The organism is Ruegeria sp. BG3, assembly GCF_056538485.1.
This window is the reverse complement of record NZ_JBQFTE010000009.1, coordinates 212,127-232,657: the sequence shown is the minus strand read 5'-3', so window position 1 is coordinate 232,657 and position 20,531 is coordinate 212,127. Positions and strand designations below refer to the sequence as shown.

The 20,531-nt window shown below is 59.0% G+C and carries 20 protein-coding genes, 1 other RNA gene and 1 riboswitch; of the genes, 10 read left to right on the top strand and 11 right to left on the bottom strand.

What is annotated here, in order from left to right; translation table 11 throughout:
- Positions 1 to 2: 2 nt before the first annotated feature.
- The 5 genes from ACR0AI_RS15680 to ACR0AI_RS15660 form a co-directional block, all read right to left on the bottom strand.
- The gene (locus tag ACR0AI_RS15680) at positions 3 to 1,580 is read right to left on the bottom strand and encodes an ABC transporter ATP-binding protein (protein ID WP_170552547.1); all 1,578 of its coding nucleotides are present in this window, start codon (positions 1,578 to 1,580) and stop codon (positions 3 to 5) included.
- The gene (locus ACR0AI_RS15675) at positions 1,577 to 2,683 is read right to left on the bottom strand and encodes an ABC transporter permease (protein WP_170706364.1); all 1,107 of its coding nucleotides are present in this window, start codon (positions 2,681 to 2,683) and stop codon (positions 1,577 to 1,579) included. The genes ACR0AI_RS15680 and ACR0AI_RS15675 overlap by 4 nt, the downstream gene beginning before the upstream one ends.
- The gene (locus ACR0AI_RS15670; protein WP_170460207.1) at positions 2,684 to 3,778 is read right to left on the bottom strand and encodes a microcin C ABC transporter permease YejB; all 1,095 of its coding nucleotides are present in this window, start codon (positions 3,776 to 3,778) and stop codon (positions 2,684 to 2,686) included.
- 1 nt (position 3,779) lies between these two features.
- Entirely contained in the window at positions 3,780 to 5,687 is a 1,908-nt protein-coding gene (locus ACR0AI_RS15665) for an extracellular solute-binding protein (protein WP_480675118.1), read from the bottom strand.
- Positions 5,688 to 5,858: 171 nt separating this feature from the next.
- Complete coding sequence (locus ACR0AI_RS15660; RefSeq protein ID WP_170375430.1) at positions 5,859 to 6,374, bottom strand: c-type cytochrome; 516 nt, start codon at positions 6,372 to 6,374, stop codon at positions 5,859 to 5,861.
- Between the two features lie 120 nt (positions 6,375 to 6,494).
- Between ACR0AI_RS15660 and ACR0AI_RS15655 the strand changes: the two genes are divergently transcribed.
- Entirely contained in the window at positions 6,495 to 7,328 is an 834-nt protein-coding gene (locus tag ACR0AI_RS15655; RefSeq protein ID WP_480675120.1) for a prephenate dehydratase, read from the top strand.
- Between the two features lie 25 nt (positions 7,329 to 7,353).
- Here ACR0AI_RS15655 and ACR0AI_RS15650 read toward each other — a convergent pair whose 3' ends face one another.
- On the bottom strand, positions 7,354 to 7,821 hold the full coding sequence (locus tag ACR0AI_RS15650; protein WP_170661512.1) for an SRPBCC family protein: 468 nt from the start codon (positions 7,819 to 7,821) through the stop codon (positions 7,354 to 7,356).
- Between the two features lie 39 nt (positions 7,822 to 7,860).
- Complete coding sequence (gene nudC, locus ACR0AI_RS15645; RefSeq protein WP_480675122.1) at positions 7,861 to 8,844, bottom strand: NAD(+) diphosphatase; 984 nt, start codon at positions 8,842 to 8,844, stop codon at positions 7,861 to 7,863.
- Positions 8,845 to 9,029: 185 nt separating this feature from the next.
- On the opposite strand from nudC, the gene ACR0AI_RS15640 reads away from it, so the two are divergent.
- From ACR0AI_RS15640 to rsgA, 3 genes are all read left to right on the top strand, one after another.
- On the top strand, positions 9,030 to 10,877 hold the full coding sequence (locus tag ACR0AI_RS15640) for a bifunctional 2',3'-cyclic-nucleotide 2'-phosphodiesterase/3'-nucleotidase (protein WP_480701389.1): 1,848 nt from the start codon (positions 9,030 to 9,032) through the stop codon (positions 10,875 to 10,877).
- 39 nt (positions 10,878 to 10,916) lie between these two features.
- Positions 10,917 to 11,015, top strand: an RNA gene (ffs, locus tag ACR0AI_RS15635) — signal recognition particle sRNA small type.
- A gap of 157 nt (positions 11,016 to 11,172) precedes the next feature.
- Positions 11,173 to 12,201 (top strand): ribosome small subunit-dependent GTPase A, encoded by a 1,029-nt coding sequence (gene rsgA / locus ACR0AI_RS15630; protein WP_480675126.1) that lies wholly within the window; start codon positions 11,173 to 11,175, stop codon positions 12,199 to 12,201.
- Between the two features lie 31 nt (positions 12,202 to 12,232).
- On the opposite strand, the gene ACR0AI_RS15625 is transcribed toward rsgA, so the two are convergent.
- A complete protein-coding gene (locus tag ACR0AI_RS15625) occupies positions 12,233 to 13,090 on the bottom strand; it encodes an alpha/beta hydrolase family protein (protein WP_480675128.1) in 858 nt (285 codons plus the stop codon).
- 159 nt (positions 13,091 to 13,249) lie between these two features.
- Positions 13,250 to 13,471, top strand: a riboswitch (cobalamin riboswitch).
- 86 nt (positions 13,472 to 13,557) lie between these two features.
- On the opposite strand from ACR0AI_RS15625, the gene ACR0AI_RS15620 reads away from it, so the two are divergent.
- Positions 13,558 to 13,965: a hypothetical protein gene (locus ACR0AI_RS15620; RefSeq protein WP_170638345.1), complete on the top strand. Its 408-nt coding sequence runs from the start codon at positions 13,558 to 13,560 to the stop codon at positions 13,963 to 13,965.
- On the opposite strand, the gene ACR0AI_RS15615 is transcribed toward ACR0AI_RS15620, so the two are convergent.
- Positions 13,962 to 14,465 (bottom strand): phosphatase domain-containing protein, encoded by a 504-nt coding sequence (locus ACR0AI_RS15615; protein ID WP_170638343.1) that lies wholly within the window; start codon positions 14,463 to 14,465, stop codon positions 13,962 to 13,964. The genes ACR0AI_RS15620 and ACR0AI_RS15615 overlap by 4 nt on opposite strands.
- A 273-nt stretch (positions 14,466 to 14,738) precedes the next feature.
- On the opposite strand from ACR0AI_RS15615, the gene ACR0AI_RS15610 reads away from it, so the two are divergent.
- The 3 genes from ACR0AI_RS15610 (at position 14,739) to recR (ending at position 17,728) form a co-directional block, all read left to right on the top strand.
- Complete coding sequence (locus tag ACR0AI_RS15610) at positions 14,739 to 16,496, top strand: DNA polymerase III subunit gamma/tau (protein ID WP_480675131.1); 1,758 nt, start codon at positions 14,739 to 14,741, stop codon at positions 16,494 to 16,496.
- 232 nt (positions 16,497 to 16,728) lie between these two features.
- Positions 16,729 to 17,073, top strand: a complete 345-nt coding sequence (locus ACR0AI_RS15605; RefSeq protein WP_170328851.1) for a YbaB/EbfC family nucleoid-associated protein — start codon at positions 16,729 to 16,731, stop codon at positions 17,071 to 17,073.
- Between the two features lie 61 nt (positions 17,074 to 17,134).
- The gene (recR, locus tag ACR0AI_RS15600) at positions 17,135 to 17,728 is read left to right on the top strand and encodes a recombination mediator RecR (protein ID WP_170552512.1); all 594 of its coding nucleotides are present in this window, start codon (positions 17,135 to 17,137) and stop codon (positions 17,726 to 17,728) included.
- A 70-nt stretch (positions 17,729 to 17,798) separates the two neighbouring features.
- Here recR and ACR0AI_RS15595 read toward each other — a convergent pair whose 3' ends face one another.
- The gene (locus ACR0AI_RS15595; RefSeq protein WP_480675133.1) at positions 17,799 to 18,296 is read right to left on the bottom strand and encodes a lactoylglutathione lyase family protein; all 498 of its coding nucleotides are present in this window, start codon (positions 18,294 to 18,296) and stop codon (positions 17,799 to 17,801) included.
- 197 nt (positions 18,297 to 18,493) lie between these two features.
- Here ACR0AI_RS15595 and ACR0AI_RS15590 point away from each other — a divergent pair, with 197 nt between their 5' ends.
- Positions 18,494 to 18,982: a hypothetical protein gene (locus ACR0AI_RS15590; protein WP_480675135.1), complete on the top strand. Its 489-nt coding sequence runs from the start codon at positions 18,494 to 18,496 to the stop codon at positions 18,980 to 18,982.
- Here the strand turns inward: ACR0AI_RS15590 and ACR0AI_RS15585 are convergent.
- The gene (locus ACR0AI_RS15585) at positions 18,979 to 19,620 is read right to left on the bottom strand and encodes a ribonuclease T2 family protein (protein WP_480675137.1); all 642 of its coding nucleotides are present in this window, start codon (positions 19,618 to 19,620) and stop codon (positions 18,979 to 18,981) included. The genes ACR0AI_RS15590 and ACR0AI_RS15585 overlap by 4 nt on opposite strands.
- A 129-nt stretch (positions 19,621 to 19,749) precedes the next feature.
- Here ACR0AI_RS15585 and ACR0AI_RS15580 point away from each other — a divergent pair, with 129 nt between their 5' ends.
- Entirely contained in the window at positions 19,750 to 20,514 is a 765-nt protein-coding gene (locus ACR0AI_RS15580; protein WP_480675139.1) for a DUF1013 domain-containing protein, read from the top strand.
- Positions 20,515 to 20,531 lie beyond the last annotated feature (17 nt).

Here is a 20,531-nt window from a genome sequence, read left to right as displayed (position 1 = left end):
CCTTAGCCCGCCGCCGCAATCAGTTCACGGGTGTAATCTGTTTGCGCATTTTCGAACAAATCCTCGGATGCGCCCATCTCGACCACGTCGCCATTGCGCATGACGATGACCTTGTGGGACATCGCCCGCACAACTTTCAAGTCGTGGCTGATGAACAGATATGCCAGCCCGTATTTCCGCTGCAGATCGCGCAAAAGATCAACGATCTGAACCTGCACCGTCATGTCCAGCGCGCTTGTCGGCTCATCCAGTACCAGTAGTTTCGGACGCAGCACCATGGCCCGCGCAATCGCAATCCGCTGACGCTGTCCGCCCGAGAACTCATGCGGGTAGCGATCCATTGAGGCCGGGTCCAAGCCCACCTCTGTCATTACTTCAGCCACCAGCTCTCGCGGGGCGCGATGCGGGTCGACATTGTGAATAGAGAGCCCCTCGGAGATGATCTGCTGGCATGTCATACGCGGGCTCAGGCTGCCGAACGGGTCCTGAAAAACGATCTGCATGTCCTTGCGCAGGCGCCGCAATTCTCGCGTGGACCAGCGGCGCACATCCTGATCGCGGAAGGTGATCCCACCCTCGGACGCGATCAGCCGCATGATGGCCAGCGCCATCGTCGTCTTGCCCGAGCCGCTTTCTCCGACGATGCCAAGGGTTTCCCCGGCCCGGACGCTGAAGGTTGCATCGTTGACGGCTTTCACATAGCCGACAGTGCGTTTCAGAAAGCCGCGCTGGATCGGGAACCAGACCTTCAGGTGATCGGTTCGGGCGACCTCTTCTGCGTCTGCGGCGACGGGATCGGGGTGTCCCGAGGGCTCGGCCTCCAGCAGTTTGCGCGTGTAGGGATGCTGTGGGTTGTTGAAAATCTCTGCCGTGATTCCGGTTTCGACAATCTCACCGTCTTTCATCACGCAGACCCGGTCGGCGATCCGACGCACAATCCCAAGATCATGGGTGATGAACAGCATCCCCATGTTCTCAGATTTCTGCAGCTCGGCCAGAAGTTCGAGAATCTGCGCCTGTATGGTCACATCCAAGGCGGTCGTCGGTTCATCCGCGATCAGAACATCCGGTTTGTTGGCCAGCGCCATGGCAATCATCACACGCTGCCGCTGCCCGCCCGACAGCTGGTGCGGATAGCTGTCCAGACGATCCTCAGGGTCGCGAATGCCAACCTTGTTCAGCAACTCCACAATTCTGTCGCGCGCGGCATCCCCGGCCAAGCCCTGATGCAGCGCCAGCGATTCTGCCATCTGTTTCTGGATCGTGTGCAGCGGGTTTAGCGAGGTCATCGGCTCCTGAAAGATGAAGCTGATATCGTTGCCGCGCACCTCCATCAACTTGTCCTCGGACGCCCCGATCATCTCGGCCCCGTCATATTTGACCGAACCTTCGACCATGGCGCTGTCGCCCAGCAGCGACACTGTCGACAATGCCGTCACCGACTTGCCCGAGCCGGACTCACCCACCAGTGCCACCGTCTCACCTCGATCCACGGTGAAGGAGACGCCTTTGACCGCAGCCGATACCTCGCCGTCCTGGCGGAACGAGACCTTGAGGTTGTTTACATCCAAAAGGCTCATGAGAAGGTCTTTCTGGGATCAAACGCATCGCGGACGCCTTCGAAAATGAAGACCAGCAGCGACAGCATGATGGCAAAGGTGAAAAAGGCGGTAAAAGCCAGCCACGGGGCCTGCAGGTTCTGTTTTGCCTGCAAGGTCAGCTCACCCAGCGACGGGGCCGAAGAGGGCAGACCGAAGCCAAGGAAGTCCAATGAAGCCAGCCCGCCAATCGTACCGGTTACGATGAAGGGCATGAAGGTCAGCGTCGCAACCATCGCATTGGGAAGCATGTGGCGGAACATGATCGTCATGTTGCCCACGCCCAGCGCCCGCGCGGCGCGGACATATTCCAGATTGCGCGCCCGTAGGAACTCGGCCCTTACAACGCTGACCAAGCCGGTCCAGCTGAACAGGATCATCAGGATCACCAGAAGCCAGAAACTTCGGCCGAGAATGGCGAACATAATGATGATGACATAGAGCGACGGGGTCGCGGACCATATCTCGATGACCCGTTGAAAGATAAGATCGAGCCAACCGCCAAAGAAGCCCTGTATGGCCCCGGCGAAAATACCGATCAGGCTGGCCACGCCGGTCACCATCAAAGTAAACAGGATCGACAGGCGGAAGCCATAGATCACCCGCGCCAGCACATCCCTTTTGGTATCGTCCGTGCCCAGCAGGTTCTGCCCGTTGGGCGGCAAGGGGGCCGCACCGGGGCGATCGACGCTAGTGTTGTAGGAATAGGGGATCAGTGGCCAGATGGCCCAACCTCGCTCGAACCCTTCGGCTTGAAATGTCCCCGCTTCGATCTGCTCGATGATACCTTCGGGATCGTCGAAACAGTCCTCAAGTCCGCCACTGTCGATCAAGCAGCGGACCTCGGGGTCGCGATAGATCGCCTCGGTTTGGAAATCGCCGCCAAATTCAGTTTCGGGATAGAAGTTAAAAATCGGCGTGTAGAATTGACCACGATATTGCACGAGGATCGGTTTATCGTTGGCAATGAACTCGGCGAACAGGGACAGGCCGAACAGCACCGAAAAGATGATCAGCGACCAGAAAGCCCGGCCATTGCGTCGGAAATTGCGCCAACGCCGTTGGTTGAGAGGGGAAAGCGCCATTTACCCCTCCCTCTTCTCAAAATCGATGCGTGGATCGACCAGCACATACATTAGGTCGCTGATGATACCGACAACCAGCCCCATGAGACCAAAGATGAACAGAGTGCCAAAGATCACCGGGTAGTCTCGCGCCACCGCGGCCTCAAACCCAAGGCGACCCAGACCATCCAGCGAGAAGATCGTCTCGATAATAATTGACCCGCCGAAGAAGACACCGATGAAAACTGCCGGAAAGCCCGCAATCACGATCAGCATCGCGTTGCGGAAGACATGACCATAGAGAACCTTGCGTTCCCCTAAGCCTTTGGCGCGGGCGGTCATGACATATTGCTTCTTGATCTCATCCAGAAACGAATTCTTGGTCAGCAGTGTCAGCGTCGCAAAGGCTGAAATCGTCAGGGCAATGATCGGCAGCGCGATGTGCCAGAAATAGTCGGCTATCTTGCCCAAAAGGCTGAGGCTGTCCCAATTGTCAGAGGTCAGCCCCCGCAGCGGGAAGATCTGCCAGTAGGATCCACCGGCAAAGAGTACCAGCAGGAGAATGGCAAACAGGAAACCGGGGATGGCGTAGGCCACGATGATCGCTCCACTGGTCACGGTATCGAACCGCGACCCGTCCTTGACTGCTTTGCGGATGCCTAGCGGGATCGAGACCAGGTAGGCGATCAAGGTCGACCACAGGCCAAGCGAGATCGACACGGGCATCTTTTCCAACACCAAATCAATCACGCTGATCGACCGGAAATAGCTCTCGCCAAAATCGAGCGTCAGATAGTTGCCCATCATTCCAAGAAAACGCTCAAGAGGCGGCTTGTCGAAACCGAATTCCTTTTCCAATTCCGCAATGAACTCAGGAGGCAGGCCGCGCGCGCCCACATATTTGTCGTCGAAGACACCGCCTGCAGGCTCGGACCCGGCACCGGCGTCTCCACCCCCGGCGAAGCCCGCAAAGACATCGCCCTGTCCTTCGATCTGAGCGATGATTTGTTCAACGGGTCCACCCGGAACAAACTGCACCAGCGTGAAGTTGACGACCATTATGCCCAGCAAGGTCGGAATGACCAAAAGCAGGCGTCTTAGAATATAGGCGCCCATTTTACCGCAGCGCGCCTTTTGCCTTCAAATCGGCTTCTTTCTCGGGGTTGATCCACCAAAGGTCCAAATGACCTAACGAATAGGGCGGCAGGTTCTCAGGGTATTCGTACATGTCGTAATAGGCTGTCCAGTAGTCCGCGATGTATCCCACGGGGATCACGAAAAACTCATATCTCAGGGCACGGTCCAAAGCCATAAGTGCCGCGTCCTGATCAGCCTGATTGTCGGTTTCAAAAGACGCTTCAATAATCGCGTCGACCAACGGGCTTGCCAGGCCAGCGGGATTGAACAGGCTAAAGGCTGCCTCTTCGGACCCATACATCTGGCTCAATCCGCCTCCGGTCGACAGGAACGACCCATACCGCGTGGAATAGACCATGTCGTAGTCGCGCTCTCGGCTACGCAATGTGTATTGTGCCGGATCAACCTTTTCCGCAGATGCATCTACACCCAGTGCCTGAAGATTCTGAACATAGGTTTCGATCATCGTCGCCGTCGATGTCGGCAAGTTCGAAGGGTATGGGATATTCACCTTCAGCGTCTGCCCTTCGGCATTGCGACGCACGTTGCCTTCGCCCACGGGCCAACCCGCCTCGTCCAACATCTTCGACGCTTTGCGCAGGTTGCGCCGGTCGTTCAGGCGCGCCGGGTTGGATTCATGCGCAACGACGACATCCTCGGATATAAAATCGGCTGGGACGACATCGCCAAGCGTTTCCAAGAAGGCCAGCTCTGGGCCCGCTGGGGTGCCCTGCGCTTCAAGCGGTGTGCCTTGCACAAAAGAGTTGCGAGGTGAATTCAATCCAAACAACAAGGATTCGTTTGCCCATTCAAAGTTGAATGCCAGAGCCAACGCTTTGCGGACGTTCTTATCTGCGAATTGGGGCTTGCCGAGATTGAACACAAAACCAGACGGTGTCGGCGGGCTGCCATCCTTGATTTCGTCACGCACAACCGAACCTTCTGTCAGCTTGGGGAAGTCATAACTTGTCGCCCAGAGCTTGGGATCGCTCTCGATCCGCATCGTATATTCGCCCGCCTTGAAACCTTCGAAAGCGGCAGTCTGGTCAGCAAAATATTCGACGCGAATAGTGTCAAAGTTGTTGCGGCCTACGTTGAATGGCAGGTCTTTGCCCCAATAGTCGTCGCGGCGCTTGTAGACGATACGGCGGTTGATGTCATAACTGTCCAGCTTGTATGGACCCGAACCGACCGCCACTTCCAGCCGAGGTTCATCCAGACGACGCGACTCGTCGGCTTCAAACCATGCTTTCGAGAAAACGGGCGTCGATCCTACGGTTTCGATCAAGCTACGGCGTGTAACTTCTGGGTTGAAAGTGAACCTCACGGTGTGATCATCCAGCGCCTCAGCCCCGGTGACCATACGCCCGACGGCCTGCGCGTAAGACGGCAGGCCCTGCTCGATAAACAAACGGTGGCTGTAAACAACGTCTTCAGCCGTGACCGGTGTTCCATCCCAGAATATGGCCTCAGGGCGCAAGTTGAAAATGACGTAGTTGCGCCCTTCGTCGTACTCGAGGCTTTCCGCCAGAACACCGTAGTACTGACCGACGCTGTCATCCGCGCTTTCAAACAGGCGGTCATATTGGATTGTGGTTAACGCTCCACTCCGACCCTTTCGTGAGTAAGGATTCAGCGAGTCAAAGGTTCCAGAGGCTGCCAGTGACATCTCACCGCCCTTGGGAGCGTCGGGATTGACGTAATTCAGATGCGGATAGTCCGCCGGGTAGTCCAGATTTCCAAAATAGGAGTACCCATGACTGGTTGTAACGTTTTCATCATTTGCTTGGGCGACCTCGGCTGATCCGAGCGCTACGGCGACCAACCCTAAGACCACCCCCCAATGCCGAATACTCATGTCGCGCGCAGCAGGCAGGAGGGGTTTCATATGGCTCATCCTCTGGATTGTTGTCGTCATCTATGTTTGTTCCGCCAGCTAAATCGCCAGTCCTGGCTGATTCAAGTTTAGAATGCGTGAACGCTTTGTGAAGATTTTCGACATAAAAAAAGCCGCTGCACAAGGCAGCGGCTTTGGGTTTTTTCACAAACGTGATGGCAATCAGTTGCCGATGGTTTGCAGATAGGCAATCAGGTCAGCGCGTTCTTGAGGCTTTTTCAGGCCGGCAAAGCTCATGGATGTACCCGCGATATATGCGTTGGGTCTTTCAACGAAGGCATCAAGCGCTTCGGGGGTCCAGTTGCCACCATGCGCCTGCATCGCCGCCGAATAGCCGGTGAAGCCTTTGGCCGACGCAACGGGCCGGTCTACAATGCCGTATAGGTAGGGTCCGGTGCCGTTCGCACCGTCTTCCAACTTGTGGCACGCAGTACATTTGCGGAAAACTCTGGCGCCCTTTTCAGGGTCCGCGGCGGCCAGCAGGTCTTCAAAGACCACCTCTTCGCCATCGGCGCTTTCACCCGAGCTTTCGGTCTCGATGATGTAGGCAGCCTGTGCATCCCCATGGCCCCCATGCGAATGGTACAGGATGTCACCACCCCATTTGGCAAGAAGCAGCACAAGGAACGTGCCAAACAGGCCCGCAGCGGCCTTGGTAACTGTCATCGTGTCGAACATTGATCGCTAGTCCATTTCAGCTGTCTGAAAAGGTGTCTAAGGCTTCCCCTTGCGAGAGGCAAGGTATAGACACCGCGACGAAACGCCCAATTTTGTAACTTGTTGCACGGGACCGACCAAATGACCAAACGCATTGCCTTTCAAGGCGAACCCGGCGCCTACAGCCACGAGGCCTGCCGCAACGCGCGCCCGGAAATGGAGGCGCTGCCGTGCCGTACTTTCGAGGATGTGATCGAATCAGTTCGGTCCGGCGTGGCTGATCTGGCGATGTTGCCGGTCGAAAACACGACCTATGGGCGGGTGGCCGATATCCACCGCCTGTTGCCGCATAGTGGCCTGCAGATCATTGATGAGGCCTTCGTGCGCGTTCACATCAACCTGCTGGCCGTACCCGGCGCGACGCTGGACGACATCACCGAGGCGCATTCCCATCTGGTGCTGCTGCCCCAATGCGCAGGCTTCCTGCGCCAGCACGGTATTCATGGGCGGGTCAGCCCCGACAACGCCCGCGCCGCGCGTGAGGTATCCGAGGCGGGTGAAATCCATTCCGCCGCTCTGGCCAGCGAACTGGCCGGAGAGATCTACGGTCTGAACGTCCTCGCCCGTCATATCGAGGATCATGGCGACAACACCACGCGTTTTCTGGTCATGTCACCCAAGGCTGACCTGTCGCGTCGGGGCGAGCATGGCATGATCACCAGCTTTGTCTTTCAGGTCCGCAACATTCCTGCGGCGCTCTATAAGGCGATGGGTGGGTTTGCGACAAATGGGATCAACATGACCAAGTTGGAAAGCTACATGGTCGATGGCTCGTTCACCGCGACCCAGTTCTATGCCGATATTGTCGGGCATCCGGAAGACCGGAACGTGCAACTGGCCATGGACGAGCTTGAGCATTTCACCACCAATGTGGAAATACTTGGCGTCTACCCGGCAGCCCAGCCACGCGGCTAGGCCCGCGCTTCAGGTAAATGTGAGTTTAAGCGCCATGCCTGTGGCGCTGCTCCAGTTCTCGGGCGAATTCCGCAAGGCGCATTTGAAAGCGTTTGCGAAACCGCGCTTGGCCCAGCTTCATCGACTGCAGCAGCAACCGCGCCGGCAGGGACTTGGCGCTGAGTGACAGGTCCACACTCAAGCGGGTCCGACGCTGAGACAGGGCCATAAAGTCAACCACCGTAACCCCGGTCATGCCCTTGCCCGTCGCCTCGAATCGCATTTGCGAGGGGTGGTCGCAATCGGTCAGCAGTACGGACATCTTGCGGGGTTTGCCGCGCAGCTTGAACTCGGTCTCCCACGCCATGCCTGCGGAGGGTGCGACCCCACCAGTGGTACGGCGCACGTCAACGCCACGGCGCATCGCCATGCGTTCGAACCGATCGAAATCGGCAACCATGTCAAAAACCGAGTGGATGGGAGCCTCGATATCTTCGCGCGCTGAAAACTGCATGTGGGCCTTTGCTGCTCGTTCTTTCCGTTTAGTGTTTCTTTAGTCCAGCGTATCTGCAAGCCAGTTCTGAAGCAGGAAATGCGCAATCGCCCCCTTGCGAGCGGGCAGCAGGCGCGGGTGCTCCCCCGCGAAGGCCTGCATCATCTCGGATTTGCTGACCCACATTGCCTCTTCGATCTCAACCGGGTCGATCTGGATGTCCCGAGACAAAGCTTCGCCGGCACAGCCGAACATCAGCGACGCCGGAAACGGCCAGGGCTGGCTTGACAGATAGGACACGGCACCCACGGGAACGCCCGCCTCCTCCATCACCTCGCGCCGCACTGCAGATTCGAGTGTCTCGCCCGGCTCGACGAAGCCTGCCAGCAACGAGAACATGCCCTCAGGCCATCCCGGCGAGCGCCCCATCAGCACGCTGTCGCCATGGGTGATCAACATGATCACAACCGGGTCGGTGCGTGGGAAGTGTTGGCCGCCACAAGCCGGGCAACTGCGCTGCCATCCGGCTTGCGATACGTCGCTTGGCGCGCCGCAGCGGGCACAGAAGCGGTGCGTCTCGTGCCAGCCGATAACCGCCTTGGCTGTCGCCGCAAGCTCGGCATCGCGGGCGGATAGGCGCGTCATGATCCGACGCAGCTCGGCAAACACATGGCCCTCAGGCAGATCGGGATGCTGTTGCTCGGACGGGTCGATGAAATTGCCCAAGCTCGACAGATCCAGCCCCTCGGCCTGCCATTCAGAGATATCGGCAGCAAACACCGCCGCCCCTTCATCGGAACAGCCAAGCAGGATCGGAGCCTCAACCACGCCACCTGGGCCATTCGCGACCAGAGGATGCGCCATGTTGACCAGACCCAACCGATCCAGGGCCTCGCCCTGCACCAGCACTTTTCCACGCCACAGCAACAAGCAACGGGCCTTTGGATCTTGAGCCGCTTCCGTCAGCTTGTCCGCATCCCCACGCAGATGGGCCGCACGCTCAAGGCCTGAGCTGCCGAATGTCACGGTCTCTGCGTTTTTCATTGGGGTCCCCTCGGGTGTTTGCGCCTAGGGCTGCCATGTCCGCGCAGGTGTTGCAATGTCAATTCACTACTGCGGCATATCGACAGGTGCCACCGAAACACCGCATGACCGCCTCGGATTTTTCACTTATTTGTCCTCTTGGTAAAATTTCTTAACTCTCATAGCCCAAAAGTAGACAACCAAACGTGAACGCAATTTCCCCGCGCATGAAAGACGCGCAGGACGCAGGAACGCATATCCGCATTCTGGCAACCACAGATCTGCATATGACCCTGACAGGGTTCGACTATTATGCGGACAAAGCAGACCCGACCATCGGGCTGACGCGTACGGCGTCGGCGATCCGAAACGCCCGCAAACAGGCCAAGGGTGCCTTGACCCTTCTGTTCGACAATGGCGACGCGCTGCAAGGGACGCCGATTGGGGACTGGGCGATGGAAAACGATGGCCTGCACCCGATGATGCAGGCCTTCAAAGCACTAGAATATGACGCGATCGGCTTGGGCAATCATGATTTCGGGTTCGGGCTGGATGTGCTTGAACGCGTCATAGACCAAGCCCCTTGCCCCGTGATTTGCAGCAATTTGACCCACATGGACAACCGGCAGCCCTGGCTGCGCAGTGTCGTTCTAACCCGGTCCATTGCGCAGGAAGAAACGATCCGAATCGGCGTATTGTCAGTGCTTCCGCCTCAAACCACGATGTGGGAGGCGCATCACCTGAAAGACACGTTCATTGCCGAGGACGCCCTGACCGCCGCCCGAAGAGCAGCTGAGGCATTGGGCGCGCAAGGCTGCGATCTGGTCGTCGCGCTGGCGCATTCAGGGTTGGAGCAATCGGTCGCTCAGCCGGGGCTTGAGAATGCGGTGATTCCCCTCGCCGAGATTGAGGGCATAGACGCGATTGTTGCTGGTCACACGCATCTGACACTCCCCGGCGCGGGGCATCACGGGCTTGACGGTGTTGATGCCGAAACCGGTCTGGTCCACGGCACACCTGTGGTCATGGCCGGGTCTGCCGGGTCTTATCTGGGGGTCATAGACCTGCATATGACCAAAACGCCCGAGGGGCGCTGGCAGATCACGGATCGCCACTGCAGCCTTGTCGCCACAGCCGGTGAGGTTGAAGACACCAACCTGAGCGACCTGCTCAAGCCTGCTCATCTGGCCACGCGCAAGAGAATGGCCGAACCTGTCAGCCAGACCAAGCAGAGCCTGCACAGCTATTTCAGCTTCTGCGCGCCGGATCGAGGCCTCGCCCTGGTGGCGGCGGCGCAAGCGGCGGGTTTGCGCCCGTTTCTGCACGGCACCGCTTTCGCCGACCTACCGCTTCTGTCTGCAATGTCCCCTTACAAATTCGGCGGTCGCGCCGGGCCGAGGAACTACACAGACGTGCCTGTGGGCGAGATTTGCCTGCGTCACGTCGCTGACCTGCATGTCTTTCCCAACGAGTTGCGGGCCGTCGAAATCACCGGCGCGCAATTGCGGGACTGGCTTGAGATGTCGGCTGGTGTTTTCAACCAGATCCACCCAGACACCCAGGCCGAGCTAACGGATTCCCGCCGGGCAGGGCATAATTTTGACGTCATGTTTGGCGTGACCTATCAAATTGACCTGTCCAACCCGGCGCGGTTCGACAGCAACGGCACCTTGACCGATCCAACCGCCCGGCGCATCCGCGACCTGAGCTTTGACGGACAAACACTCCGCGATGACCAGAGTTTTGTCGTCGCCCTCAACAACTACCGCGCCAGCGGTGGTGGGCATTTCCCTTTCGTCGGAAAGGCACGGACCATTCCGCTGCCGTCCAGAGATATCAAAGGGATATTGCGGGACTACCTGTCAGATCGCCTGCCCGCAGACCCTCTGGATCGGGCTCCATACCCGTTCTCCTTCGCTCCGATGAATGGCGCGCGCACGCTCCTCAAAACTGGCGGCGGAGCATTGAAGTATTTGCCTGAGCTAGGCGAATACTCCCCCGAATTACTGGGGCCCGATGCTGAAGGCTTTGAAAGTATACGACTGACCTTGTGACGGGTTGTCATTTTCACATCGCTTCCCTATATCAGGCCCTGAGAGGTTGGCGCGGGCGAGCGCCTCGCCAACCTGGTCAGGTCCGGAAGGAAGCAGCCACAACGAGCCCCGCTTGGGTCGATGTCCAACCTCTCACTTTATAGAAACCATCAGCCGCAGGAGGGCTTTATGATTGTAGCAAACACCCTTCGGGCAGATCGGTTCTAAACCCAACTCTCCGATTGCCTGAACACATCACCAACGGATGCGCGTCTGCCATCCGATGGGATTGCTTTATCTGAACACAGGCAAACCAATGTCTTTTACTCTTTCGGACCTGGGATGGTCCTCTCACTTTGCTGCACAACACGCGGCGCACGCGCAGCTTACACCTTTTCGTATTACCGGTGTTCACAGGGACCGTCTGGTCGGGATGAACGAGACCGGTGAAATGTCTCTATTGGCCCCTGGTCACTCTACCGGCGATTTTGCGGTTGGAGATTGGGTGCTGGCCGATGACCAAAACCGGGTTCGGCATCTGCTTGACCGGCGCAGCCTGTTGCGACGCCGTGCCGCTGGAACCGGGGCCGAGGCACAGTTGATCGCCGCCAATGTTGACGTGCTGTTCATCGTCAGCTCGTGCAATGCGGATTTCAATGTGCCCCGGCTCGAACGGTATCTGGCGCTGGCGCATCAGGCCGGGTGCTATCCTGTCGTGGTCCTGACCAAAGCGGATAGCTGCTCGGACCCCGCAGCCTATGCCAAACAGGCCGAAGCGTTGGCCCCGTTTCTGACAGTCCTGACGGTCAACGCGCATGACGCGTCAGACCTGCAACAGGTTCTGGCATGGTGTCCGGCGGGTCAGACAGCAGCTTTGGTCGGGTCATCCGGGGTTGGTAAAACAACGCTCGCCAACGGAATGACCGGTCAGGATCAGGCAACAGCCGCAATCCGCGAGGATGACGCACGAGGCCGTCATACCACGACGTCTCGCGCCTTACGCCCGATGCGAAACGGCGGTTGGCTGGTCGACACCCCCGGCATGCGCGCCCTGCGCCTGCTCGATGCGCAGGATGGGGTGGACGAAGTCTTCTCGGACATTCTGGAACTGGCCCACACCTGCCGGTTCTCGGATTGCCAGCATGAGGCCGAACCCGGCTGCGCTGTGCAGGCGGCAATTGAGGCCGGCACGCTGGATGCAGATCGGCTGGACCGCTGGCGCAAACTGAGGCGCGAGGATCAGCGCAACTCTGAGACCGTGGCCGAGGCGCGGGCGCGCGACAAGGCTTTCGGCAAAATGGTCCGGTCCGCGATGCACGGAAAATCCGCGCGGCGCGGCGATTGAAACAGGAGCGCCGGTCCGCCGGCGTCCCCCATCAAGCGATCAATCGGGGCCAGAGCGCCGCATTGCGGCGGGCAAACACACCGATATGGCCGATTTCCGGAACGCCAAACTCTTCTGGTGACAAAAGGTGACGGCGTGCCTTCGGCCCGTAAAGTTCAGCCAACCGCCAAACGGCAGCTTCTGGGACCATCTCATCGTCGGTGAAGGCAAACAGGTCGACGGGAACGTCAGCATCCTGCCACGTAGCTTGCGGCAGTGTGTCTCCGATCTCGGGCAGATAGCTTTGCGGCGCGGTGCACCATTTGCGCCATTGCCAATAGACCTTAGGCGGTAGGTCTGTTCCAAACCCAAGTGCCTTGCCCGGCAAATACCCCAGGCCGCTCACGACCAGAGGCACATGCCCATACCAGAACAACCCGGCCAGAGCGCGGTACGGCCAAGGATGATCGCCCAATTTCACAAGGCCAGAACAGACGCAGATCATGCGATCAATCTTGTCGATATCCGGCTGCACTGGCCCCAGCATCCCTCCAAGCGAATGACCAACTGACCATTGCTGCGCCAGCGGGAACCGTCGGCGCATCTCGGCCCGCGCGGCGGGCATGTCCTGCAACGCCCAATCCGCCATCGAGATCTTCGACCGACGCTGTGGCCCCGATTTCGAATGACCGAATTCCCGGTAGTCATAGATCAGACAGGCGATATCCCGATCCGACGCCAACCACTGTGCGAAATGCTTGTAGTAGTCGCGCGGAACCCCTGTCGCGCTGTTGACCACCACCACGGTTTCGGGCTGCGCCACGGGCCGGTAAATCCGCCCGGACAGGGCGCCATCCCCCACCGGGATCTGAACATCTTCGATCAGCACTGTTTGGTTTGAATCCAACATGGGTATCCTCGGCGGAAAACTGAACTGATGAGTTCATATTGCAACTTGACCCCAGACAGCCCATGCAAGTCAACTGCGATCCCGCTTGACCACGCGTCCACTTCGCGGATCGGCTTTCCGCAACGCAGAAAGTTCAACTTGACTCAGAATGGTTATGAACGCTAGCGATGGTGCGATGGTTCCCGGCTTTCACAAGAGGTCGGGATGAAAAGGGAACACGGTGCGGTTTTCCCCGGCTTGCTCGGGACGAACCAAATCCGCGACTGCCCCCGCAACTGTAAGCGGTGAGCGATGTCGAAGAGCCACTGGCCGAAAGGCCGGGAAGGTCGGCAAAGCAATGACCCGCAAGTCAGGAGACCTGCCATCGTCAACATAACCCAAACTCGGGCGGGGTGTCCGGGCAGGCCGTGACAGACCATATCTGCCCACCTGATCCCAGCCCCTGTCCACCGCGCGGAGGGCGCAGGATGATCTGGAAGACGAAGACTCATAGGTTCTCAGCAACCATCTGCCAACATACGGGCAAGACTTGCCCCGCACTGGCACGGCTGGCGCGTTCGATGGTTGACGCGCTGGAACAAGCCGGTCCGGCGACCACATCGGATTTCGAAATCGAAGGCAGTAGCGATCTGACCCATTGCTCGGACGGCTGCCACGCCCGGTTTCGAGCCAGCCAGTCTCAGGTGCGGGTCTATTGCGGAGCGGACCCTGATGCCGACAGCGAGACCCTCGATCTCTATGCTGACCTGATGTTCGGTACCGACACGAGCAGCCTGCCTAGCGCAGCCATGACTTCCCTGCCCTGCGCCATGCTCGAGGCATCAGTGATTGCGCCGCGCAAACCGGCCCCGGCGGAACTGCAACTGTCGGCTTAGGAGTCTGCCAAAACTCGGGCGGGCAAGATGGCCCAGTGCTTCTGCGCATCGGTTTCGACTGCGCAGGGGCGTAGCTTGCGCAACCGATCCAGCGCTTGGGTTGGAGCCTCGCCGCATTCGATCATCAACCTCAGCACCACCATGCCAGAGCGACCACATCCGCCCTGACAATGGACAAGCACGCGCCCTCCGCCAGACAAAGCCTGCCGCGCCGCGGCACTAACATCGGGCCATTGCGCATCAACTTCTGACGGTGGCACGCCGAAATCCTGAATCGGCAGGTGCACCCAGCGGCTGGCGCGACCCTGAACATCGCGGCCAAAATCGCGGGCTCCGAACTGGACCAGCTCAGCCTCGGTTGTCATCGACAGCACAAGGCCCGGCCTCCAATCTCCGATCGTTTCAAGGTCGCCTGCATAGTCGCCGCCCTTTCCCGGCATCGACGTCAGGGCAAGTGTGCCCCCGCCCACTTGCAAAGCATGAATGACCAAATTCGTCATGACAGCATCCCCCCGGAAGCGTTGATCCTGACTTTAAAGCGTTTCGGGTTTTGTCTGAATCACTCTGCGACACGAATGTCCCGAGAACGCCGCAGGCGTGGCAGGGTATTCGTGTCTCAAGTCAAACCTGAAACGCTCTAGGCTTGATTCACAATCCGCAGAGTGTACCCCTGACGCGCCAGTTTCCAAAACAAAATCGTTCTTTAACTCATGTGGACGCGGGCGGCGCGGGCCTCTACGCTGCGGTGACGTCCCGAATCCGCCAGAGCAGACATGACCGACTCAGACAGCCCCGCCTATCAGGTTCTCGCCCGCAAATATCGCCCGGAAACCTTTGCCGATCTGGTGGGCCAGGATGCGATGGTCCGCACGCTGAAAAACGCGTTCGAAGCGGACCGCATCGCGCAAGCCTTTGTCATGACAGGCATTCGCGGAACCGGTAAAACCACGACCGCGCGGATCATTGCGAAAGGCATGAACTGTATCGGACCGGACGGAACTGGCGGACCCACGACCGAGCCTTGCGGTCAATGTGAGCATTGCGTTGCCATCATGGAAGGTCGCCATGTCGACGTGATGGAGATGGACGCCGCCAGCCGCACCGGCGTCAATGATATTCGCGAGATTATCGACAGTGTCCGCTACCGTGCAGCCTCGGCCCGCTACAAGATCTACATCATCGATGAGGTCCACATGCTGTCGACCAGCGCCTTCAACGCGCTGCTCAAGACGCTCGAGGAGCCGCCGGCGCATGTGAAGTTCATCTTCGCCACAACCGAAATTCGCAAGGTTCCCGTCACGGTTCTGTCGCGCTGCCAACGCTTCGACCTTCGCCGGATCGAACCCGAGGACATGATCGGCCTGTTGCGCAAGATCGCCTCAGCTGAGAGCGCAGAGATTGCCGAGGATGCGCTGGCGCTGATCACCCGTGCTGCCGAGGGATCTGCTCGCGACGCGACCTCATTGCTGGATCAGGCGATCTCGCACGGGGCCGGAGAGACGACGGCAGATCAAGTACGCGCGATGCTGGGCCTGGCGGATCGTGGCCGGGTTCTGGATCTCATGGACATGATCCTGCGGGGCGATGCAGCTGGGGCGCTGACCGAGCTTGGTGGCCAATACGCCGAAGGGGCTGATCCACTGGCCGTGCTGCGTGATCTGGCCGAAATCACTCATTGGGTCTCTGTTGTAAAGATCACTCCGGACGCAGCCGAAGACCCTACAGTTTCCCCGGATGAACGCGCCCGGGGCCAGCAGATGGCTGAGGCCCTCCCCATGCGGGTACTGACTCGGATGTGGCAGATGCTGTTGAAAGCGCTTGAGGAAGTTTCAGCCGCCCCCAACGCCATGATGGCTGCCGAAATGGCTGTGATCCGCCTGACTCACGTGGCCGACTTACCCAGCCCGGAAGAGTTGATCAAACGGCTGCAGGATACGCCTCCGCCCCCCAACGGCGGCCCAGGCGGCGGGATGCCAATCCAAAGCAACGGCGCGGCCCCGGTTGAAGCCCGCGCCGCTACAAGCTACGCCCCTGCGCCACGCAGGTCCGGCGGCGCTCCAGTCGCCGCTTTGGCGCAAGACACGCAGACCGCATTGGCGCGATACCCGAGTTTCGAACATGTGGTCGAGCTGATCCGGAACAACCGAGACGTCAAACTTCTGGTCGAGGTCGAAAACGGCGTGCGGCTGGTCTCTTACCAGCCGGGACGGATCGAGTTCACCCCTTCAGCGCAAGCCCCGACCGATCTTGCACCACGGCTGGGATCGGCCTTGCAACGTTGGACTGGCAACAGATGGGCGGTGTCCATTGTATCGGATGGCGACGCTCCGACGATCGCCGAAATCCGCGACAAGGCCGAACTGGCGCTGAAAGAAGAGGCCACGGCACATCCGCTTGTTCAGGCCGTTCTGGCGAATTTCCCCAAGGCCAAAATCACCCGGATCGAAACACCAGAACAACGAGCCGCCCAAGTCGAGACCGAAGCTCTGCCCGAGGTCGAAGATGAATGGGATCCTTTCGAAGAAGACTGACCTCTATACAAAGCAAAACCCTCCCGCGCCCGCTACGGGCAATCGGCTAAAGCCGCTCACCCTGAGCGGCCTTGGGCCCGGCAGCGCTCGGGCTTTGCCCGAGCGCTGCCGGGCCCAACGGGAGGAAAGGTCTTGCCAAAGACCTTGACGACGGGCGGGAGCGCGCTCTGCTCTTGTGTCACCACGGTGACCCCCGTATCTAGGCACAAACCGGACTTACAGGAGAAGCAAAATGCTCAAAGGATTAGGCGGCCTGGGCGATATGGCCAAGATGATGAAATCCGCGCAGGATCTTCAGACCAAGATGACGGAGATGCAGGAAGAGCTGAACAACCTGATGGTTGTTGGCGAATCCGGCGCAGGGCTGGTCAAGGCAACCGCAACCGCCAAAGGAGAGCTGAAGGGCCTGGATATCGACCCGTCGATCTTCAATGGCGACGACAAGGAAGTGGTCGAGGACCTGATCCTGGCCGCCATCAAGGACGCTCAGACCAAAGCCGCCGAGCGCTCGCAGGCCGAGATGGCCAAACTGACCGAAAGCATGGGCCTGCCCGCAGACATCAAGCTGCCGTTCTGATCTCCATCTTTTCAATAATACTCCCGCCGGAGGCTCCCTCCGGCGCCAGACAGGACAGGCCGTGAGTTCCAACAGCGACATCGACAATCTGATCGACCTGATGGCCAAGCTTCCCGGCCTCGGCCCCCGCTCGGCTCGCCGCGCGGTGCTGCACCTGATCCGGAAGCGCTCCCTGCTGCTAACGCCCCTGTCCGACGTGATGCAGCAGGTCGCCATCACCGCCCGCGAGTGCCTGAATTGCGGCAATGTGGGCACTACCGACATCTGTGACATCTGCAACGATGAGGCCCGCGCGACCGGAGAACTGTGCGTGGTCGAGGACGTCGCCGACCTCTGGGCGATGGAGCGTGCCGGCGTGTTCAAAGGCCGCTATCACGTGTTGGGCGGCACGCTGTCGGCGCTGGACGGCGTCGGCCCGGACGAGTTGCGGATTCCCCGCCTCAAGGACCGTGTAGTGGCCGAAGGCGTCACCGAGATCATTCTGGCCCTGAACGCCACCGTCGACGGCCAGACCACAGCGCACTACATCGCCGATCAGTTGGAGGGGCAGGTCCGCCTGACCTCACTAGCGCAAGGTGTGCCGATTGGGGGAGAGCTGGACTATCTGGATGACGGAACGATTACAGCAGCACTGAGAGCCCGAAAAGAGCTCTGAGTATAGCGATATGACAGCAACCGGAACGCTTTCACCCCTTCCGGTTGCACATGAGACTCTGCCTCGTTTTTCAGGAGTAAGCGCCCGACGAGTAGGTCAATTCGTAGGAATGGCTATAAATCTCGAAGACAATACCAAAGGGGTCTTCGACATAGACCATTCGGTAGGGTTTCTCTCCGGGATAATAGTATCGAATCGGCATACGTTGTTTGCCACCCGCTGCAACGATTTTTTCTACCAGGCCTTCGACATCCGGGTCTTGGACGCAAAAATGGAACGTCCCATTCTGGCGAAAGTCGATATTGTTTTCCGGTACATAATTTCCGTCAAACTCGAAAAGCTCGAACCCGATGCGATCAGCAGTCGCGAGATGCGCAATACGTAGTTTTTTCCATTCCGGACCAAACACATCAGTGCACATGATACCAATATCCGAGTCATCCTCCACCACATCAGTCGGCGGCATGATCACGTAGAAACCAAGGACTTCGGAGTAGAACTTTACAGCCTCGTCAACGTTTGGGACGGACAATCCGATGTGAGAGAACGTTCTTGGATGTTGCGGCATAGCTCGCTCCTTGTTCTATGGGACGAAAACTATTGTTCCACAGCTGAGTTTCAAGCGCCTACCCAGCGAGGCATAGCCGGGTTCAGCCATGCACATAGGTCTTCTTTCGTGGTGCCATCAGTCAAGAATGGCCTTTGCCTGCCGCACGCGGCGTGTACTATGGCTATGACCTTATCCGTTTGATTTTGGGAACTGTTATGAAACGCCTTTTTGCCCTCGCACTTGCCGCCTTTACAGCCACTGCAGCGTTTTCTCAGCAACTGATCGACAAAGGCTTTGTCGACGGCTGGAACATCATGATGGACCCCGCGTTGGGCAATGGGTGCTTGATCCAGACGGTGTATCAGGACCTCTCGGTCGTGCGGATCGGTTATGACGCGCTAGGCAATCGCGGGTATTTCGCCGTCTACAACAAGGCCTGGGGCGAAATCGAACAGGGCAAATCTTATCCGATCCGATTTGCTCTGGACGGCAAAAGCTATGACGCCACCGCCATTGGCTTCAACGAGCGTGACGTCCCCGGCGCGACCGTCTTTTTCACTGACAGGAATTTCGTCACCGCGATTGCTCAGAACAAGACGATGACCGTTTACAACCCGGCGGGCGAGGTGGTGATGGCCATCGACCTCAAAGGCACCGCCAAGGCGCTGGAATACGCGCGAGATTGTCAGAATAAAAAGCTCTAGCGAATCGGGTCGAACAGGGCGTCCTTGGCCGTGCAGTCCCGGATGACATCGCGGCCACAGGGCACGGGATCAAGGTCGCGGGACAGGCACAGGCGGACCTCTTCGATATAGCCCTGTTTGCAGGTGATGGTGATCATGTCGCGCTCGAGCTTAGGGTTGGCCTTTAGAAAGGCCTCTTCGACGATCGACGCGGGCAGTTTGACCGAGGTATCAAGCTGGCGGAACACCTCGGGCCGGGTCACGCGACCATACGCTTCGCGCGACAGATCCATATAGCCCCGCGCCGATAGGCCCGAACAGGTGCCGTGTTTCTTCCACTGATGCCATGCAAGGCCCGCACTGCCCTGAATATCCTCCATCGCGCGGGTCATCGCGCGCGACGGCGGGGCCTCGGGCGTGCGGCAATAGGAGGGCCAGCCCTGATGGAACTGCGGCCAGAGCCCGTGCAATATCCAACCGTGGTCGTGCCGGGCGTCGCATTGATCTGATCCACGCGCATCCCCTTCGCGCGCGCACCAGTTCGGAGACCAGCTCAGCGCCAGAACGTAGTAGTCGAACTCACCAGCCTTTTCGCCCTCGGCCAGCGCGGCGACTGCGCTTATGGCCCACAAAACCAGCGCTAAAAACCCTTGGCGCATTCGCCTCTTCCCTTCTTGCGTCGCGGCGACTATATACACCCCAAGTTCCCCGACAACGGAAACCTGCCCCAAAACCCGGGGCCGCCGAATTCCGGCGACGGGACAGATGTATGTATAGGAGACGGGCTGATGGCAAAACCGCTGATGGCCAAGGCAACAGCCGTATGGCTGGTGGACAACACCACGATCAGCTTTAAGCAGATCGCGGATTTCGTAGGAATGCACGAGCTTGAAGTGCAGGGCATTGCCGATGGCGATGTGGCCGCTGGCGTCAAAGGGTTCGACCCTCTTGCCAACAACCAGCTGACGCAGGAAGAGATCGACGCGGCGCAGAACAACCCGCTGCACAAGCTGAAACTCAAGTTCAACCCGTCGGCAACGGGCGAGGAAAAGCGCCGTGGCCCGCGCTATACCCCGCTGTCCAAGCGTCAGGACCGTCCGAACTCGATCCTATGGCTGGTCAAGTTCCACCCCGAGCTTAGCGACGGTCAGATCGCCAAGCTGGTTGGCACCACCAAGCCGACCATCCAGTCGATCCGCGAGCGTACGCACTGGAACATCGCCAACATGCAGCCCATCGACCCGGTTGCCCTTGGCCTGTGTAAACAGTCCGAGCTGGACGCTGTGGTGCAAAAGGCCGCCGCGAAGAAAGCGGCCGAAGGCGGCGTCATGAGCGATGACGAGCGCCGCAAGCTGGTCTCGACCGAGCAGTCGCTGGAAATGGATGCAGCACCGAAGATCCCGACCGCGATTGAAGGTCTGGAAACCTTCTCGCTGTCTGAAGAGCCGGAAGCCGACAAGGAAGACAGTGATCCGATCGTGGACGCCGACAGCTTCTTCAACCTGCCCAAAGGTGGCGGGGACGACGAAGATGAAGACGATCTGCGCCCCTGATTTCTGGCCCGCCCCGG